The organism is Ruegeria sp. YKSE079, from assembly GCF_059612845.1.
On record NZ_JBXWRJ010000024.1, the window covers coordinates 13,085 to 29,170 of the forward strand.

Genomic DNA, 16,086 nt, shown 5'->3' on the forward strand with positions numbered 1-16,086 from the left:
GTCAGATCTCCTTTCCGGAAAGAACAGGGGCCGGAGTTGTCCGGCCCCTGCAAGCACTTACTGTTTCACCACATTAATGGTCGCGCTGTCATCATCCAATGCGAGGCTGGTGTTCAGCGTGACGTGGTGGAAGCGGGCAGCGGCAAAGTCGTCGTGGATCGCAAAGCCGACCGTGTAGGTCTGACCCGGAACCAGTGGTACGTCGCCGGGGGCACCGCTGTCGAGCGGCCGGGTAAAGACCACGGTCCAGATACCACCCGACAGGCTGGCCGAGGCGGCCATTTCGCCGTCATTCACGACCCGTTGCTCCAGCAGATAGCCATTTGAGGAACTGCCGTCGGCATAGACACGCATCAGGTCGAGGAAGGTGCCGTCCTTGAGATACTGTTCGATCTCTGCCTCGGCCTTCAGCTTGTCCCAACCGCCCAGCGGTTTATCCCCACGACCCCGGATTTCGATGTCGGTGCGGCTTTCGCTGAGGTATTTAGTGACCGTGTTCTGGGCGGTTAGCCGCGCGGTGACGTCACCGTTTGCCGCCACGCCATCCGCGCCCGGATCGAAGGGCATATAGGTGTTGTCGGCGTGGCAAGAGGCCCAGCACCCCACCTGATCGCCCATTTCAATTCCGGTTCCGGTGATCATCATGGCGACCTTGATCTGGTTGTCGGGGTCCATCTTGCCGCCGTCGACAAACGGGGCAGGGTTATGGCCCGCATCCGACCATTGCAGGCGAATGTACAGATTTTCGTCGTCATGCGCCGCCTGAACGGTTGCATCGATCACGCCGCGCTTGCCCGGAATCGGGGTCGGTTCCAGATCTCCGCCTGCGACAATCTTGTTGCCGATCGTGTCCAGTTCCTTGGCGTGGCAGGTCGAGCATTGATCGCCGCCCTTGGTTAGCGGACGCGCGCCGCCGTGGGTCTTGCCGTTCTGAACCCATTCGAACGAGGCTTGGCCAGGGTAGAACAGTTTCATGTCCGTCGCGGCGACCGAGTTCCAGTCGATGTTGGAAGCGACATCGTCGCCACCACCAGCGGTCGAGGCCTCGGTTGTGCTGCCGTTGGCCTTGGCACGCTCTTCGGCGACCGCCGATTCGACCGCAGCGGCAATCTGGGCTTGTACGGCTTCCTGCTGCGCCTTCTTGGCGGCGTTTGCTGCTTCGGCCTCGGCGGCTTCCTTGGCTTCGATTCGTGCGAGGCTTGCCAGGTATTCTTCCGGAATCTCACGGATGAAATCCGGATTCGGCGTTTCGAGTTTTTCCAGATACTCTTCATCCGCGCGCTCGCGGGCGTCCGAGTGAGCGATACCCTTGTGACAGTCGATGCAGGTCTGACCCACTTTCATCGCGTTCAGGTGTTGTTGACGTGCGCGGGGACGCTGGAATTCGGGCATCATCGATTCGAAATCGTGACAGTTCCGGCATTCGCGCGAATCGCTGGACTTCATCCGCTCCCACTCGTTCATGGCCAGATGCACGCGCTTGGCCTCGAACTTCTCTCGGGTGTTGATGGTGCCGACCATCTTTCCGTAAAGCTCTTTTGAGGCCTTGATCTTGCGGATGATCTTGTGGGTCCAATCCTTGGGAACGTGGCAATCGGAGCAGACCGCGCCCACGCCCGAGCGGTTCACGTCATGGATCGTGCCCTGATATTCCTGATAGACGAAATTCTCCATCTCGTGGCACGAGATGCAAAAATCCTTGGTATTTGTGGCTTCCATTGCGGTGTTGAAACCGCCCCAGAAGACGATACCGGCGACAAATGCACCGGCGATACCGGCCAAGGGCATTCCCCAAAGGAAATACCGGCGCCAGATCGGTTTTTTCTTTTCCGTGTCCGTGGGCTGGTTCATGTCCAGACTCCGTATTGGCTTTGTTGTCTGGCCTTGGGTGAGAGGCCGGTTGCTTTGGCTGTTTGGTCGCGGGCCTGTGTGACAGTTGGGTCACGCGTGCCCGGGAACGAGGAAGGGGCGGGCGATCTGCCCGCCCCTTCCATGGCAGTTCCTGTCACATCAGGTGACGTGGTTCGAACGGTTGTAGACGTTGAACTTGCCGGTCGGGGCAAACAGTCCATCGATCCGCCCGATCTCTTCCAGCGTTTCCGCGTCGAAGATCACGATCTGACCGTTCGGTTCTTTCGAGTCGGCCAGGTTCCATTTGGAGACCCAAACTTCGGTGCCGTCTTTGTTGAACTCGAAGTGAACCGCGGCGTTGCCTTCGTCCTCGGTGATCTGGATCGTTTTCACGATCTCACCGGTCGCCTTGTCAATGACCTGCACCGACTGCTGGATTTCAGGCTCGGGGTGTTTGGTCTGGTCAGCCCACACGTACTTGGAGTTCGGGTGGGTCCGGACAAACAGGCCGGGGCCGTCTGTTTCCACTTCGTAGCAGATCTTCCAAGCGTTGTCGGCATGGCCTTCTGGGTCGTTGCCCCAGACGGTCACGGTGCCGACGCCCAGGTGGGTCGTACCGGCCACCGGGCCGCAGTTCGGGTCTTCCCAGTTGGCGCCCGGGCCGGGGTGCGGCAGGGCTGCGGTGTCGATCATTGCTTCGAGCTTGTGCGTCTGGGTGTCCACGACAACCATTTTGTTCGACGCGTTCGCGGCGATCTGGAAGTACCGGCCTGTCGGGTCAAAGAACCCGTCGTGCAGGAATTTGGCCGAGTTGATCTTGTCGATCCGCAGGTTGTCGAGGTCGGAATAGTCCACTTGCCACAGTTGGCCCAGCTCTTTCACCGCGACGATCCAGGTCGGTTCGTTCGGGGTGGTGTAGATGGCAGCCACACGGCTTTCTTCGACGTATTCGCCATCGACGTTGGTGCCGCGGGTCGAGACGACTTTCAGCGGTTCCATGGTTTGAGCATCGACAATCGCGAAGTGCGGCGGCCAGTAGCCCCCACCGATGACGTACTTGCCGTCGCCGGACACGGCCACGTCACGTGCGTCGTAGGCAATCTTGACTTCCGAAACCAGCATCTTGTCCGGCGTCTGCCAGAGGTCGATCTTGGTCATCTTGCCGTCGCGGCCCATGGTGTACCAGAAGCGGCCAGGGTTTTCCGGCTCTTCCAGCTTGTGGTGCTCGGAGGCCTTGAGCACGTGCACGGCATAGCCGGTCGGGATGTGCGCCAGTACTTCCTTGGTGTCGCCGTCAATCACGGCCACCTTGCCTACGTCACGTTCGATGACGACAAAGAAGTTCTCCCAATTGCGGCCATGCAAAGGTTCGGTCGGGTAGTCGGCTTCTTCGACATAGACCTTGCGGGTCTGTTTCATTTGCTCGAGGGACATCTCGGGCGGTTTCGGCGCGTCCATCATGATGTACGTCGCCATGTCCTTGATTTCCTGCTCGGTCATGATGTCCGAGAAGTTGTTCATCCCGCCTTCGGTACCCCAGGCGATGATTTTCTCAAGGCGTTCCTGCCCCAGCTTCAGGGTGCCACCTTCGGTGACGGTGCCGTCTGCGGCGGTCTTTTTCCAATGGGGTTCAAGGTTTTTACCGGTGGCACCTTTGCGCAGAACGCCGTGGCAGCCCGCGCATTGTTCGAAGTAAAGCTGCTTCGAGCTTTCGAAGGCTTCTTCGCTCAGGGTTGGCTCTTGTGCGAATGCTGGCGCGGCGACAGTGCCAAGCAGCATTGCCAGACCAGCCCCCAGGGCGCGTCCGGTTTTGTTGTAGCTGATTCCAAGTGACATGATCACTCTCCATATGCGTGGTGAGGCAGGTCGGAATGTGCGGCAAACGGGGGCGGTGCCGCCTTGACAAAAGTCAACGGAGTTCGCGGAAACGTGAATCCGTACGGGCGTCATCCCGCCGCAGGGCGACCTGAAATCCCGAATTCAATTGATTTTGGTTAAGTGTGACGCCTCATCTGCCCGCTAGTTGTTTTGCTGCGGGCATTTTGGACCCAAGTGTCGCAGATGGCCGTTTAAGAAAACAAATGAATTTGCGCCCAGCCCATTGCCAGGGCCGAAGGAGAACAGGAATGTCGTCGATCGTTGGTCGCGTCTTGGGTGAAGGGTTTCGCATCTTTTTTCTGGCAGCCGGTATCTATGGTGTTTTTACCGGGATAATCTGGACAATGTATCTGGCCGGCATAGCTGAAGGGCCGCTGCGGGATGGTGTGCCGGTCCTGTGGCATGCCCACGAGATGATCTTTGGCTATGCTACTGCAGCGATTGGCGGATTTTTCCTCACGGCGGTGCCGAACTGGACCAACACACCGGGCGCCCGGCGCGGGTTCATCACTCTGGCCGCTGGCCTGTGGCTGGGTGGGCGGCTGGCAGTCTGGTATTCGGGGATGATGCCCCCGGTTTGGGTGGCGGTTCTCGACCTGGCTTTTATCCCGGTTCTGGCGATAAAGATCCTGTCCCAGTTGGTGAAACGCCCAAAACCGCAGAACATCATGTTTCTGCTTTTTCTAACCTATCTCTGGATCGCTGATCTTTTGGTGCATCTTGAGTGGCTGGGAATTACACAGGACAGCGCACAGGCCGGGCTACGGGGTGGCTTGACCTCGATTTGCGCCCTGATCTCGGTTCTTGGGGGTCGCGTCACCCCCGCGTTCACCCGCAATGCGATGAAGCGTTCGGGTGTTGCTGAAAGCCACTGGCCCCGGAGCTTTCCGCTGGTCGAGCGCACGGCTCTGATCCTGGCGCTGGCCTTGCCGCCGCTGGTTATGTTGGGGACCCCGGCCTGGGGGCTGGGTCCGATCGCCATCCTGTTCGGGCTGGTTCAGGCCCTGCGGCTGTCTCGCTGGGGTGGCATCTGGTGCCTGGGGCAACCGATTCTGTGGTCCCTGCACCTGGGGCTGGCGATGCTGGCACTGGGCATGGTGCTTTGGGGGCTGTCGGCGCTGGGCATCGGACGCGAAATCGCCGGGTTGCATGTTCTGGGAATTGGTTGCGTGGGCGGCATGACACTGGCAGTCATGAGCCGTGCGTCGCTGGGGCATTCCGGGCGTGAACTGGTCGCGCCCTTCCCAATGATTCTGGCCTATGCGCTTATGGCCGTTGCGGCCTTGCTCAGGTGGGTCGGAGCGGAACTGGACGGTGCGTACCTTGTTGCCATGCTGGTGACCGGAGGGCTGTGGGTCACGGCTTTTGCGCTTTACATTGCGTCCATGTGGGCCGCATTGACCGGGCCGCGCTTTACAGCCACTTGAGCAGCCGGAACAGCAGGAAAATGGTGATACCAAGGGCGATTGAGCCTCCGGCTAGCAGCCAAAATGCGGTCGGCGAGGCGGTGCCTGGCATCCCGGCAATGTTGACGCCGAAGAGACCCGTCAGAAAGCCGAGCGGCAGGAAAACCGCCGCGATGATCGACAGGGTATAACTGTTCCGTCCCAGCAGGCGTACCTGTTCCGAGGCAATCTGATCCTGGACCGCCGCCAATCTGTCGCGGGTTGCGTCCAGTTCTTCCAGAGTGCGTCGGGTGCGGTTGACTGCCTCGCGCAGGTTGATGATTTCGGAAGGGTCAAGCAGCCGCGCTTCGTTGCGCAAGAGCGCATCCAGCGCCTCGCGTTGCGGGTGCAGGAACCTGCGCATCTTGATGACGGTCAGGCGCAGGGCGCTGAGGCGGTCATGCAGATCCACGGTTCCTTCCAGGGCTTCTTCTTCCAATCCGTCGGTCTGGTCATCCAGTTCCAGGGAAACGATTTCGATTCGGTGGGACAGTCCGTGCAGAAGTTCGACCAGAAACGCACCGACCGAAGCCGGGCCCGTGCCAGCCGTGGCCTTGCGATGTATTTCGTCGGCCGCCCAGATCTTTCGGGTGCGTGCCGAGATCACGGCGTTGGGCGTGATCCACATCCGCAGTGACACCATGTCCTCGCGGCTGGAACCGGGGTTCAGGTTTACGCCGCGCAGGTTGAGGATCAGCCCATCTTGCAAAGCATCGCATCGTGGGCGCGTTTCGGATTGGGTTAATGCGGACGCAACCACCGCCGGAAGGTTTTCTTTGACCCACTGGCCTGTCGCCTCGTCAGCGAGATTGAGATGAAGCCACCGGTACGTTTTTTCACTGGGTGGCATGGGTAAGGGCCAGTTATCGACGATGATCTGTGCGCGTTCACCCGAAAAATCGAAGGCGCAGACTGGTTGCAGACGTTTATTTGGCATTCTCACACCGAATTTTATTAGGCGAAGATTGGAACGAATGTGTCGGTCGGGTCCAGAAAAAACCGAATCCTCAGGCTGTCAGGTGCTCCAGCAGAATCGCAAGACCGAGACCGATCAGGATCAAGCCGCCAAAAACCTCGATGCTGCGCCCAAAGCGCTGACCCAGCAACCGGCCGGTCAGAGCGCCAGTGGTGCTCATCGTCATAGTTGCCAGACCGATGGCCAGAGCGATGATCACGATGTCCACGTCTATAAAGGCAAGCGACACACCGACAGCCATGGCGTCCACAGATGTGCCGATGGCCGTTGCAAGCAAGGCAAGTGGGGAGTGCAGCCTGGGTGCGCCGCCGTCGCCATCGCGCTGGCCCGCATGAATGATTGTTCGCATTCCGACCAGGCCGAGTAGCGCGAATGCAATCCAGTGATCGAACGCCTGCACGTACTGGCTGGCAACGACTCCGAGGGCCCAGCCGAGCAGCGGTGTGACCGTTTCAACAAGGCCAAACACCGCGCCTGTCCTCAGGGCGCTCGCAAGCGGCGCGCCCTGTCGCACCGCGCCGCGGCCGATGGAGGCGACGAAGGCGTCTATTGACATGGTCAAGGCCAGCAGGCCGATTGTGATCGGGGTCATGCGCGCATCCTCGTGGGCCGAACCGGGTGCCATTTGGAATCCGCCCGCAGAGTCCAATCACCACGGTCTTGCTGAGCCTGGGACAGTCCCGAGACCGGGCGTGCCACGCGGATATCCCGCGGGTGTGTTGACACGCCCCCGCACGCTTGCGGTTGCTACTCCCCGATGCCGTCGAGATAGGGATGCTTCGTGTTTTTGTCAATGATAACAGTATGATGTGATTTTGCGACGCAATTGCAGAAGTTGGGGCCCGCCGCCGGGGAGTGTCGACATTTTCGGAAATTCGCCAATACAGGCCGAAACATGCCTGGAAGTCTTGACTTTGGTTAAGGCGTCCCTATGCGCCAGCGGCCATTTTCCTTGCACCAGCAATGCGGCGCAAAGGAGAGCGCAATGCGCGAAGTCATGACAAAGAGCATGGCCCGCAATATCTTTTATGGCGGGTCCCTGTTCTTCATACTAATCTTTCTGGCCTTATCGGCCCACTCACACTTGTACATCATCGGGTCGGAAAACGCGGCCAAACTCGACGACAGTGTGGCCCGGGGCAAGCATGTTTGGGAAAAACATGCCTGCATCAACTGCCACTCGATTCTGGGCGAAGGTGCATATTTCGCCCCGGAAGTCGCCAATGTGATGACCCGTTGGGGCGTACTGGACGACCCCGAGGCGGCTTTTGAAACCCTGAAAGGGTGGATGGAGGCGCAGCCCACGGGCATCGAGGGCCGGCGTCAGATGCCTCAATTCAACCTCAGCGACGAAGATATCCGGGATCTCGCGAACTTCCTGATCTGGACGGACAATATCGACGCTCAGGGCTGGCCCCCGAATGACGCGGGCTAAGGAGGGAACGGAGAAATGAAATACGAATCCCAAAAAATCGCTCTGGTCTACTTTGCCGTAGCCATGGCGCTGTTTGCGATCCAGGTGCTGGGCGGTCTGCTCGCAGGCTGGATCTATGTTGCGCCCAACACGCTTTCCGAGCTGTTGCCGTTCAACATCGTGAGGATGCTGCACACCAACTCATTGATCGTGTGGTTGATCCTTGGCTTCTTCGGCGCCGCCTATTTCCTGATCCCGGAAGAGGCGGAGCGCGAAATACACTCGCCCAAGCTGGCCTATCTGCAGTTGCTGATCCTCGTGGTCGGTACGCTGGGCGTGGTTCTGACCTATGTCTTCAACCTGTTCGAAGGTAACTGGCTGCTGGGTAAAGAAGGCCGCGAGTTCCTTGAACAACCCAAATGGGTCAAGGCTGGTATCGTCGTTGCGGCACTGATCTTCCTCTACAACATCTCGATGACGGTGCTGAAGGGCAAGAAAACCGCAATCACCAACATCCTGCTTCTGGGCCTGTGGGGGCTGGCGCTGCTGTTCCTGTTCAGCTTCTACAACCCCTCGAACCTCAGCCTTGACAAGCAGTACTGGTGGTACGTGGTTCACCTGTGGGTTGAAGGCGTTTGGGAACTGATCATGGCCTCGATCCTGGCCTACCTGATGCTCAAGCTGACGGGCGTTGACCGTGAGATCGTCGAAAAATGGCTTTATGTCATCGTTGCTGCCGCCCTCTTCTCGGGCATCCTGGGCACCGGCCACCACTACTATTGGATCGGTACTCCCGGTTACTGGCAGTGGATCGGTTCGATCTTCTCGAGCCTTGAGGTGATCCCCTTCTTCGGCATGATGGCATTCGCCTTTGTCATGGTCTGGAAAGGCCGTCGTGACCACCCCAACAAGGCCGCGCTGTTGTGGTCGCTGGGCTGTGCCACGCTTGCCTTCTTTGGGGCCGGCATCTGGGGCTTCCTGCACACGCTGCACGGGGTGAACTATTACACCCACGGGACACAGATCACCGCAGCCCATGGTCACCTGGCCTTTTACGGTGCCTATGTGGCCTTGAACTGCGCGATCTTCAGCTATGCGATGCCGATCCTTCTGAACCGCGATCCGTATAACCAGGTACTGAACATGGCGTCGTTCTGGCTGATGACCAGCGGCATGGTGTTCATGACTTTCGTGCTGACCTTTGCGGGAACTGTTCAAACGCACATGCAGCGTGTGGTAGGCGACTACTACATGGATGTGCAGGATCAGGTTGCCATCTTCTACTGGATGCGCTTCGGTGCAGGTCTGGTGGTTGTCATTGGCGCGTTGCTCTTCATCTACTCGATCTGGGTGCCGCGCAAGGAGCTGGTCGAACCTGGTCCGCTTGAGCGTGACCGCCTCGACAAGGACCCTGACCACGTGGCAGCGGAGTAATGAGGATGGACGGCTCCATGAAACTCGGAACGGGGGCGGCTGACGCCCCCTTCTACCTCTCGCAGGGTGATGAATGCGATGTCTTCACCGCTGCATATAACAACAGTCTGCCGGTCCTGCTGAAAGGTCCGACAGGATGCGGCAAAACCAGGTTTGTGGCCCACATGGCCGCCAAACTTGGTCGTCCGCTTTATACCGTGGCCTGCCATGACGACCTGGCCGCCGCCGACCTGATCGGGCGCTACCTGTTGAAAGGTGGGGAAACCGTCTGGGTCGATGGGCCGCTTACCCGCGCGGTGCGCGAGGGTGCTATCTGCTATCTTGACGAGGTGGTCGAGGCGCGCAAGGACGTGACCGTGGTGCTGCACCCGCTGACCGACGACCGGCGCATCCTGCCGATCGACCGTACCGGTGAAGAGCTTGAGGCCGCGCCCGGTTTCATGTTGGTGGCATCCTACAACCCGGGCTACCAGAACATCTTGAAAACCCTGAAACCTTCCACCCGCCAACGATTCATTTCGGTTGAGTTCGACTTTCCGTCTCCGGAACTGGAGGCCAAAGTCGTGGCCGAAGAAAGTGGGTTGTCGCTGGAACGCTGCAAGCCGCTGATCCGGTTGGCGAACAAGCTGCGCGGTCTCAAGGGGCAGGACCTTGAGGAGGGGGTTTCCACCCGCCTTGTGGTTTATGCCGCGACGCTGATCGCGCAGGGCATGTCCACCGATCGCGCCATTCTGGCCGCCATGATCGAACCTCTGACCGATGACGAGGATATCAAACGCGGGCTCCTCGATCTTGTCACGGCCGTCTTTGGGTGAGGCCGACCGATGGTCAAGATCGACTTTGAGCCATGGGAACCCGAAGAAACCATCGGGAAACTGTGGCACACCCTCGCCAGCCGCCTTGATGCACCTGAGGTGCACGTTGGAGCCGCGGTCGACCTGTCGCAGGTCGCGGGGCGGCTGGCCGTTCTTTTCCGGGGGCTTGGCGGAAGTCCGGGTGTCGAGCTGCGCCCGGTTTCGCCTGAGCTTTCCCGCCACCGGCTAGGCTGGCGCCGTCGTCTGGCGACCGAGGCCGAGCTGTTGCCGCGCGCCTCGTTCGACGGCGAGGTTTTGCGCCTGCCGGACCGGCTGGCAATCTTTCCCTATCGTGAGGCCAACGGCGCACTTTACGTCTGGCTTGCTGCCGCTGCAGCCCATGCCGGAACCCGCATCGACGAAGAAGACCTGTTGCGTGCAGATTTGCGTGCCTTGCATGCCGCCAGGGATATGGTGACGGAAACTTTCGACAATGCACCGGGTCTGCGTCCGCTTTATGACGAGCTTTGCAAGGGGATGCTGCATCAGCGCGAGGTTCCGGACCTGCCGCCGGTTGAGGCCGCAGTTGAGGAACTGATCCGGAAAATGTTGGGGAATTCAGAGCCCTTGTCCTCCAAGGCTGAGCAGTTGTGGGCCGTCGATGCCGACCTCACCGCCCCGCGCGGGTATCAGCCCTTCCGCCCGGTCGCCTTGTGGCCCGAGTTGCGTGCGGTTGCCTTTTCCGAACATCACGAGGCGGAAAGCCGCGACACCGATGGTCCTCCGGAAGAGTCGAGCGAGAAAACCCACCGGGCGCGCCGCCGTAAATCCGACCAGGCAGAGCGCAACGACAGCTTCATTCTGCACAAGTTCGAGGCGATTCTAAGCTGGGCCGAGTTCCTGAACCTCAACCGCCGCGTCGATGACGACGACCCGGACAATGCCAAGAAAGCAGCCGACGATCAGGACGAGATCGGTCTGGGGCAGATTTCCAAGGCACCGCCGACACGGTTGAAACTGCACCTCGACCTCGCGCCCGAAGACGTGGATCGCGAGCGATCGTCAGGCCGCATTCTTTATCCGGAGTGGGACGTGCGGTCGGGCCAGTACCTGCCGGATCACGTGAATGTCCTCACCTCGGATGCTGATATCCGCGAAGATGCCGCTGAGTTTGGCAAAGACCCCGCCACCGCCCGCCGCATCCGCGCCGTCAAGCGCCAGTTCGAGGCCCTGCGCCCGGGGCGCGTGATGACCCGTGGTCACCTGGATGGCGATCAACTGGATATCGAGGCCGCCGTACGGGCCCAGGTGGACCGTCTCGCCAATGGCGAAGCAACCGAACGGGTCTGGATGCAGTCGCGACCCGAGGCGCGCGATCTGGCGGTATCGATTGTTCTGGATGTCAGCCGCTCGACCGAAAGTGCAGTCGCGGGCCGTGCCGTCATCGATATCGAACGTGAGGCGCTGGCGGCGCTGGCGTGGGGTTTGAACGCATGCGGTGACGATTTCGCGATCCATGCCTTCAGCTCGCTCAAGCGTCACCGGGTGTATATCCAGCGCTGCAAGGGGTTTGACGAGCCGATGGGACCCGCAGTGGAACAGCGCATCGCCTCGCTGCGGCCCGGCCACTATACCCGTCTGGGTGCGGCGATCCGGCACTGTTCGGCCGATCTGGCCAGTCAGTCCCGCAAACGACGCCTGCTGCTGGTCATCACAGATGGCAAGCCCAACGATCTGGACCACTACGAGGGCCGCCACGGTATCGAAGACACCTGCATGGCGGTTCGAGAGGCACGCCGCGCCGGGCAGTCCGTCTTTGGTGTAACCATCGACAAGACAGGCAAAAGCTGGTTCCCACGCATGTTCGGGCAGGGCGGCTTTGCGGTCATCCCCGACCCGAACCGCCTGACTATGGCGTTGCCGCAGATCTATCGTCAATTGGTCGGCGCATGAGCGACGCCACCCTGATTGATGAGCTTCCTGGCGAGTTGCTCATGTGGGTGCTGATCATCAGCGAGTTGCTGGTCTTTGGCGCTGGACTCATCGCCTTCATGGGGGTGCGCCTGACTGATCCGGCGGGTTTTGCCGAGGCGCAGTCGCATCTTTATCGCACTGGCGCTGCACTTAACACTGCGGTGCTGGTCACGTCAGGTTACCTGGCGGCAAAGGCGCTTGCATGGCGCCGCGAGGGGCAACGCAAAGCCCCGCGCCTTGCGTTGATTTCAGCGGCCCTTCTGGGGGTCCTGTTCCTGATCATCAAGGGAGTGGAATATGCCGGAAAGGCGGCTGATGGCATCGGTTTCGACACCCACCCGTTCTTCATGTTCTACTATCTGCTGACGGGATTTCACGCCGCGCACGTTCTGGCCGGAACCGGCATCCTGCTGCTGGTCGCCTGGCGCGACGACCCTGCCAATATCGAGGCGGGGTCGCAGTTCTGGCACATGGTCGACCTTGTATGGGTGCTGCTGTTTCCGGTGATCTATCTGTTGGGGTGACGAAAATGGTTTCTTCTCATTCCAGAAACAGAGACACAGACCGCCTAACGGGCGCGTGGGTTGCTCTTCTGATGCTCAGCTTTGCCTCGGCGCTGCTGACCATTCTGCCCGTTTCGCCCAAGGTTGTCGGCGCGGGTATCTTGGTTCTGGCGCTCGCCAAATCACGCGTTATCCTCGCCCGTTATCTGGCGCTCGAAGAAAGCCCAAGCTGGCTGCGGGGGTTCACCATGGTCCTGACCGGGTTCACTGCCGTTGTCTTTGGCCTCTATCTGATCTGACCGCCGCCCTTCAGCTTTGGAACGCTGTGGCCAGGTTTTCGGGCAGATCAAATTCGCCGAGGGCTCGAGACCGCGCTGCGACCGACATTTTGCGGGCAGTCTTTTCCACGATGCGTTGGATTTTTTCGGCGGAGTGCTTTTCGGCAAACGGGGAAAAATACCATTTGAGAAATACGAAACAGATCACATCCTCAAGCGCCTGAACTTCTTCGTCGCGCTTGATACCCTCTTTACGCAGCATACGACCCGCCGTTTCGACTTCTTCGGCGTCATACCCGGCCTCGGCCATCAGCCGCATGACCACATCCGCATGATGCACGCCCTGCGCTTTGCGCCAGGCCAGATAACCGGCGCGACCTTCGGGATATTGTGTCCGAGCCAGCTTCCAGCGTTCCACATGCTGGCCGCGTGCGGCAATCTGCAGGATTTCGGAGGCGTCGGGGAACAACCGGTTCAGTTCCGAGCTCATCCTTTCACCATATAGCAGAGCTTCGGGACGACCCTCTTCCCTGTTTGGATCAGCTTCATTTGCAGCGTCGACCGCCGCAAGCACTTTGTTCATTCGCTCGCTCATCACCGGCTCCAGTTCTCGGCAGGATCGCTTTCGGCGTAATCGCGCAGCATTTCGATGTCAGCGATTTCGGCGTGGTTTCTTTTCACCGTCACTCCGGCGCTTTTCAGGCGGGAGAACGCGCGGCTCAGGCTTTCCGGTTTCATGCCCAGACGTCCGGCAATCAGCATCTTGTCGTACGGCAAGGTTACATCGCATGTGCCATTTGCTGTGTCACACAGGTTCAACAGGAACTCGGCAACCCGCTGCGCCCCGGTTTGCGCCTTGAGCTGTTCCAACTGAGCGACCAGTGAGTGCAGATGCGTGAATGTCGATGCCAGGATCGAGACGCAGATCTCGGGGTCTTCCTTCATCAGCGAGATGAAGACATGGCTGGGGATGTGCATCACTTCGGAGGTCGAAACCGCCTCGGCAGAGACCGGATACGGCATATTGCGCAGCGCCACGGCTTCGCCAAAGCTTTCACCGCGGGTAAAGACGCTTACCACGGCTTCGGCCCCTGTCGGAGCCATGCGAAAGAGCTTGACCCAGCCACTGATCACGACATGGATGGCCTGCGCTTTTTCTTCTTGCAGAAATATCGTCTCGCCCCGGTCATAGCTACGCCAGATGGCGTGGCTCAGCAGGGTGTCCACATGCTGATCCGGCAATGAGCGAACCAGCACGGATTGCCGTGCGATTGCCTTTTGTGCTTCGTGCGCCAAGCGCTTTTCCCCTCTCGTCCGTCGACAGGCTTTATGGGCCATTTTGTCCGTCCCCGACCAAGCTAATGCAAAGAGTCGTGTGGCGCACCTGCATTTTCGCGCGCTGTTAGTCAATGCCGTGCGGCCACTTGACAATTGTCATTTGGCGCGCTGGATCCTCGCCCTAGTCTGCGGGGAACCTCAGAATACCCGGGAGAAGCCAGTCATGGATTACGAGCGTTATTTCACCCAGAGCCTTGATTCGCTGAGGGACGAGGGGAACTATCGTGTCTTCATCGACCTCCAGCGCCGTTGCGGTGCCTTCCCGAATGCGCGGCAGACCGACGGGCCGGTTCAGCGCGATGTGCGGATCTGGTGTTCGAACGACTATCTGGGCATGGGGCAGCATCCGAAAGTGCTGACTGCGATGCACGATGCGCTCGACCGCTGCGGGGCCGGAGCCGGGGGGACGCGCAACATATCCGGCACCACGCATGACCATGTTCTTCTTGAGGGCGAACTGGCCGATTTGCATGGAAAAGAGGCGGCGCTGCTATTTACCTCGGGCTATGTCTCGAACTGGGCGGCGCTGGGTACGTTGGCCTCGAAAATTCCCGGTCTTATCGTGTTCTCGGACGCGCTGAACCACGCCTCGATGATTGAGGGCATCCGTCATTCGCGGGCGCAAAAGATAATCTGGAAACATAACGATCTTGCGGATCTTGAGGCAAAGCTGGCCGCCGCCGATCCGGTGGCGCCCAAGATGATTGCCTTTGAATCGGTCTATTCCATGGATGGCGATATCGCGCCTATCAAGGAAATCTGCGACCTGGCAGATAAATACGGTGCCATGACATATCTGGACGAGGTACACGCCGTAGGTCTCTATGGCCCGCGCGGCGGCGGTATTGCCGAGCGCGAGGGTCTGATGGACCGCCTGACGGTGATCGAAGGAACCCTGGGCAAGGCATTCGGTGTGGTTGGCGGATACATTGCCGCCTCTGCTGCGCTATGCGATTTCGTGCGCAGCTTTGCTAGCGGGTTCATCTTTACCACGGCTTTGCCACCTTCTGTTGCCGCTGGCGCAGCTGCTTCGATACGTCACCTGAAGCAATCGCCGGTTGAACGTGATGCGCAGAAGGCGCGCGTCGAACAGGTACGAGCTCGTCTGGACGCTGAAGGTATCCCGCATCTGCCCAACCCCAGCCATATCATCCCGGTGATGGTGGGCGATCCGGTCAAATGCAAATTCATCTCGGACACGCTGCTGGAAGAGTTCGGCATCTATATCCAGCCCATCAACTATCCCACGGTTCCCAAGGGAACCGAACGTCTGCGTATCACGCCGTCTCCGGTGCACACGGATGAGGATATCGATCATCTGGTCGGAGCGCTGTCTAAACTCTGGCAACGGTGCCAGATCGCCAGAATGCCGATGGCAGCGCAATAGTACCGAATTTTGTCTCCCTGACACTCCGGCGGCTCTCTGAGCCGCCGTTTTTTAGGGGCGGATAGAATAGTCGGTTATGTGGTGGTGAGGCACCGTCGCGGATCGTCGGCAATGCGCTGTGATCAAGTGGCGTGGCGCGACTTGAATCGCTCGAAATCCGCCTCGCTCGCTTTAACACCCGTGAATACCTCGACATAGTCGGGCATGTTTGTAATCCGGGTTTCCCGGTTCTCTTCAATCCGCATCGAGATATAGCCGACCTGCGTGTACATCACGGTCAAAGCCCGGACTTCGGCCGCCGATTTCGCGTACCCGAATCGCAGGAACATCGCGACCAGCGCATTCTGCCGTGCCTTGTCGGCGGCGTTCAGGCGCGGTTCCAGCGCCGGGTCGTTGCGCGCCCAGTTGCGGATGGCCAGATCAAGCTTGGCGTCGAACAGCGTGTCGTCCAGCCAGCAGTCAAACAGGTTAAACATCGCTTCGACAATACTTTCGGCATAGGCTTCGGTTCGTGCGACCAGATTGCCGGTGTTTTTATCTTCCCAGTGGCGAATCATCGCTTCGAGCAGCGCGTCGCGGTCCTTGAAATGCCAATAGAACCCTGAGCGCGCGACACCGAGATGCTTGGCCAACGGCATGACTTTGACGGCCTCGACACCGCTTTCCGTCAGCAACTCATAAGCCGCCGTCAGCCATGCGGCTTCTGTTCCACCATGTTTCAACTCTTCGATCATCTGAGCGCCGTATCAGGTCCGTGAGGGGTGCACAACAATATTGACACATGTGTCAAGATAAGCAACACATATGTCAATAG

15 protein-coding genes and 1 riboswitch are annotated in these 16,086 nt (G+C 59.5%); of the genes, 8 read left to right on the top strand and 7 right to left on the bottom strand.

Translation table 11 applies throughout. The annotated features are described in order from the left end of the window. Positions 1-57: 57 nt before the first annotated feature. A complete protein-coding gene (locus AC2FMY_RS18675; protein ID WP_496745045.1) occupies positions 58-1,851 on the bottom strand; it encodes a NapC/NirT family cytochrome c in 1,794 nt (597 codons plus the stop codon). Between the two features lie 159 nt (positions 1,852-2,010). Beyond that, positions 2,011-3,687, bottom strand: a complete 1,677-nt coding sequence (locus AC2FMY_RS18680) for a cytochrome D1 domain-containing protein (protein ID WP_496745043.1) — start codon at positions 3,685-3,687, stop codon at positions 2,011-2,013. Between the two features lie 290 nt (positions 3,688-3,977). On the opposite strand from AC2FMY_RS18680, the gene AC2FMY_RS18685 reads away from it, so the two are divergent. Beyond that, the gene (locus tag AC2FMY_RS18685; protein ID WP_496745041.1) at positions 3,978-5,156 is read left to right on the top strand and encodes an NnrS family protein; all 1,179 of its coding nucleotides are present in this window, start codon (positions 3,978-3,980) and stop codon (positions 5,154-5,156) included. On the opposite strand, the gene AC2FMY_RS18690 is transcribed toward AC2FMY_RS18685, so the two are convergent. Next, positions 5,143-6,111, bottom strand: coding sequence for a zinc transporter ZntB (locus tag AC2FMY_RS18690; protein WP_496745039.1), 969 nt, complete (start codon positions 6,109-6,111; stop codon positions 5,143-5,145). The two genes, AC2FMY_RS18685 and AC2FMY_RS18690, sit on opposite strands and share 14 nt — an antisense overlap. A gap of 70 nt (positions 6,112-6,181) precedes the next feature. Next, positions 6,182-6,742 carry a manganese efflux pump MntP gene (locus AC2FMY_RS18695; protein WP_480748060.1) on the bottom strand — a complete coding sequence of 187 codons (561 nt, stop codon included), beginning with the start codon at positions 6,740-6,742 and terminating at the stop codon, positions 6,182-6,184. Between the two features lie 73 nt (positions 6,743-6,815). Further along, positions 6,816-6,918: riboswitch (yybP-ykoY riboswitch) on the bottom strand. Positions 6,919-7,135: 217 nt separating this feature from the next. Between AC2FMY_RS18695 and AC2FMY_RS18700 the strand changes: the two genes are divergently transcribed. Genes AC2FMY_RS18700 through AC2FMY_RS18725 form a run of 6 tightly spaced genes read left to right on the top strand, consistent with a single transcriptional unit; the run spans position 7,136 to position 12,568 of the window. Further along, positions 7,136-7,585 carry a c-type cytochrome gene (locus tag AC2FMY_RS18700; protein ID WP_480748059.1) on the top strand — a complete coding sequence of 150 codons (450 nt, stop codon included), beginning with the start codon at positions 7,136-7,138 and terminating at the stop codon, positions 7,583-7,585. A 15-nt stretch (positions 7,586-7,600) separates the two neighbouring features. Next, positions 7,601-8,998 (top strand): cbb3-type cytochrome c oxidase subunit I, encoded by a 1,398-nt coding sequence (locus tag AC2FMY_RS18705; protein ID WP_480748058.1) that lies wholly within the window; start codon positions 7,601-7,603, stop codon positions 8,996-8,998. A 5-nt stretch (positions 8,999-9,003) separates the two neighbouring features. Next, positions 9,004-9,813, top strand: coding sequence for a CbbQ/NirQ/NorQ/GpvN family protein (locus AC2FMY_RS18710; RefSeq protein WP_496745037.1), 810 nt, complete (start codon positions 9,004-9,006; stop codon positions 9,811-9,813). Positions 9,814-9,822: 9 nt separating this feature from the next. Continuing rightward, positions 9,823-11,745: a nitric oxide reductase activation protein NorD gene (locus tag AC2FMY_RS18715; protein WP_480748056.1), complete on the top strand. Its 1,923-nt coding sequence runs from the start codon at positions 9,823-9,825 to the stop codon at positions 11,743-11,745. Beyond that, a complete protein-coding gene (locus tag AC2FMY_RS18720) occupies positions 11,742-12,290 on the top strand; it encodes a cytochrome c oxidase subunit 3 (RefSeq protein WP_480748055.1) in 549 nt (182 codons plus the stop codon). Before AC2FMY_RS18715 ends, AC2FMY_RS18720 begins: the two co-directional genes overlap by 4 nt. A 5-nt stretch (positions 12,291-12,295) precedes the next feature. Further along, entirely contained in the window at positions 12,296-12,568 is a 273-nt protein-coding gene (locus AC2FMY_RS18725) for a cytochrome C oxidase subunit IV family protein (protein WP_496745034.1), read from the top strand. Positions 12,569-12,578: 10 nt separating this feature from the next. On the opposite strand, the gene AC2FMY_RS18730 is transcribed toward AC2FMY_RS18725, so the two are convergent. Then, positions 12,579-13,142 carry a DUF4202 domain-containing protein gene (locus tag AC2FMY_RS18730; RefSeq protein ID WP_480748053.1) on the bottom strand — a complete coding sequence of 188 codons (564 nt, stop codon included), beginning with the start codon at positions 13,140-13,142 and terminating at the stop codon, positions 12,579-12,581. After that, complete coding sequence (locus tag AC2FMY_RS18735) at positions 13,142-13,843, bottom strand: Crp/Fnr family transcriptional regulator (RefSeq protein ID WP_480748052.1); 702 nt, start codon at positions 13,841-13,843, stop codon at positions 13,142-13,144. The genes AC2FMY_RS18730 and AC2FMY_RS18735 overlap by 1 nt, the downstream gene beginning before the upstream one ends. A 205-nt stretch (positions 13,844-14,048) precedes the next feature. Between AC2FMY_RS18735 and hemA the strand changes: the two genes are divergently transcribed. Then, a complete protein-coding gene (gene hemA, locus AC2FMY_RS18740) occupies positions 14,049-15,272 on the top strand; it encodes a 5-aminolevulinate synthase (RefSeq protein WP_496745032.1) in 1,224 nt (407 codons plus the stop codon). A 122-nt stretch (positions 15,273-15,394) separates the two neighbouring features. Here the strand turns inward: hemA and AC2FMY_RS18745 are convergent, their stop codons facing one another. Continuing rightward, complete coding sequence (locus AC2FMY_RS18745) at positions 15,395-16,006, bottom strand: TetR/AcrR family transcriptional regulator (RefSeq protein ID WP_480748050.1); 612 nt, start codon at positions 16,004-16,006, stop codon at positions 15,395-15,397. Positions 16,007-16,086: the final 80 nt, after the last annotated feature.

Coding starts and splice junctions, on each gene's coding strand:
- AC2FMY_RS18695 (WP_480748060.1), bottom strand. CDS start 6,742: ATGACCCCGATCACAATCGGCCTGCTGGCCTTGACCATGTCAATAGAC.
- AC2FMY_RS18710 (WP_496745037.1), top strand. CDS start 9,004: ATGGACGGCTCCATGAAACTCGGAACGGGGGCGGCTGACGCCCCCTTC.
- AC2FMY_RS18705 (WP_480748058.1), top strand. CDS start 7,601: ATGAAATACGAATCCCAAAAAATCGCTCTGGTCTACTTTGCCGTAGCC.
- AC2FMY_RS18700 (WP_480748059.1), top strand. CDS start 7,136: ATGCGCGAAGTCATGACAAAGAGCATGGCCCGCAATATCTTTTATGGC.
- hemA (WP_496745032.1), top strand. CDS start 14,049: ATGGATTACGAGCGTTATTTCACCCAGAGCCTTGATTCGCTGAGGGAC.
- AC2FMY_RS18730 (WP_480748053.1), bottom strand. CDS start 13,142: ATGAGCGAGCGAATGAACAAAGTGCTTGCGGCGGTCGACGCTGCAAAT.
- AC2FMY_RS18745 (WP_480748050.1), bottom strand. CDS start 16,006: ATGATCGAAGAGTTGAAACATGGTGGAACAGAAGCCGCATGGCTGACG.
- AC2FMY_RS18715 (WP_480748056.1), top strand. CDS start 9,823: ATGGTCAAGATCGACTTTGAGCCATGGGAACCCGAAGAAACCATCGGG.
- AC2FMY_RS18680 (WP_496745043.1), bottom strand. CDS start 3,687: ATGTCACTTGGAATCAGCTACAACAAAACCGGACGCGCCCTGGGGGCT.
- AC2FMY_RS18675 (WP_496745045.1), bottom strand. CDS start 1,851: ATGAACCAGCCCACGGACACGGAAAAGAAAAAACCGATCTGGCGCCGG.
- AC2FMY_RS18720 (WP_480748055.1), top strand. CDS start 11,742: ATGAGCGACGCCACCCTGATTGATGAGCTTCCTGGCGAGTTGCTCATG.
- AC2FMY_RS18690 (WP_496745039.1), bottom strand. CDS start 6,111: ATGCCAAATAAACGTCTGCAACCAGTCTGCGCCTTCGATTTTTCGGGT.
- AC2FMY_RS18725 (WP_496745034.1), top strand. CDS start 12,296: ATGGTTTCTTCTCATTCCAGAAACAGAGACACAGACCGCCTAACGGGC.
- AC2FMY_RS18685 (WP_496745041.1), top strand. CDS start 3,978: ATGTCGTCGATCGTTGGTCGCGTCTTGGGTGAAGGGTTTCGCATCTTT.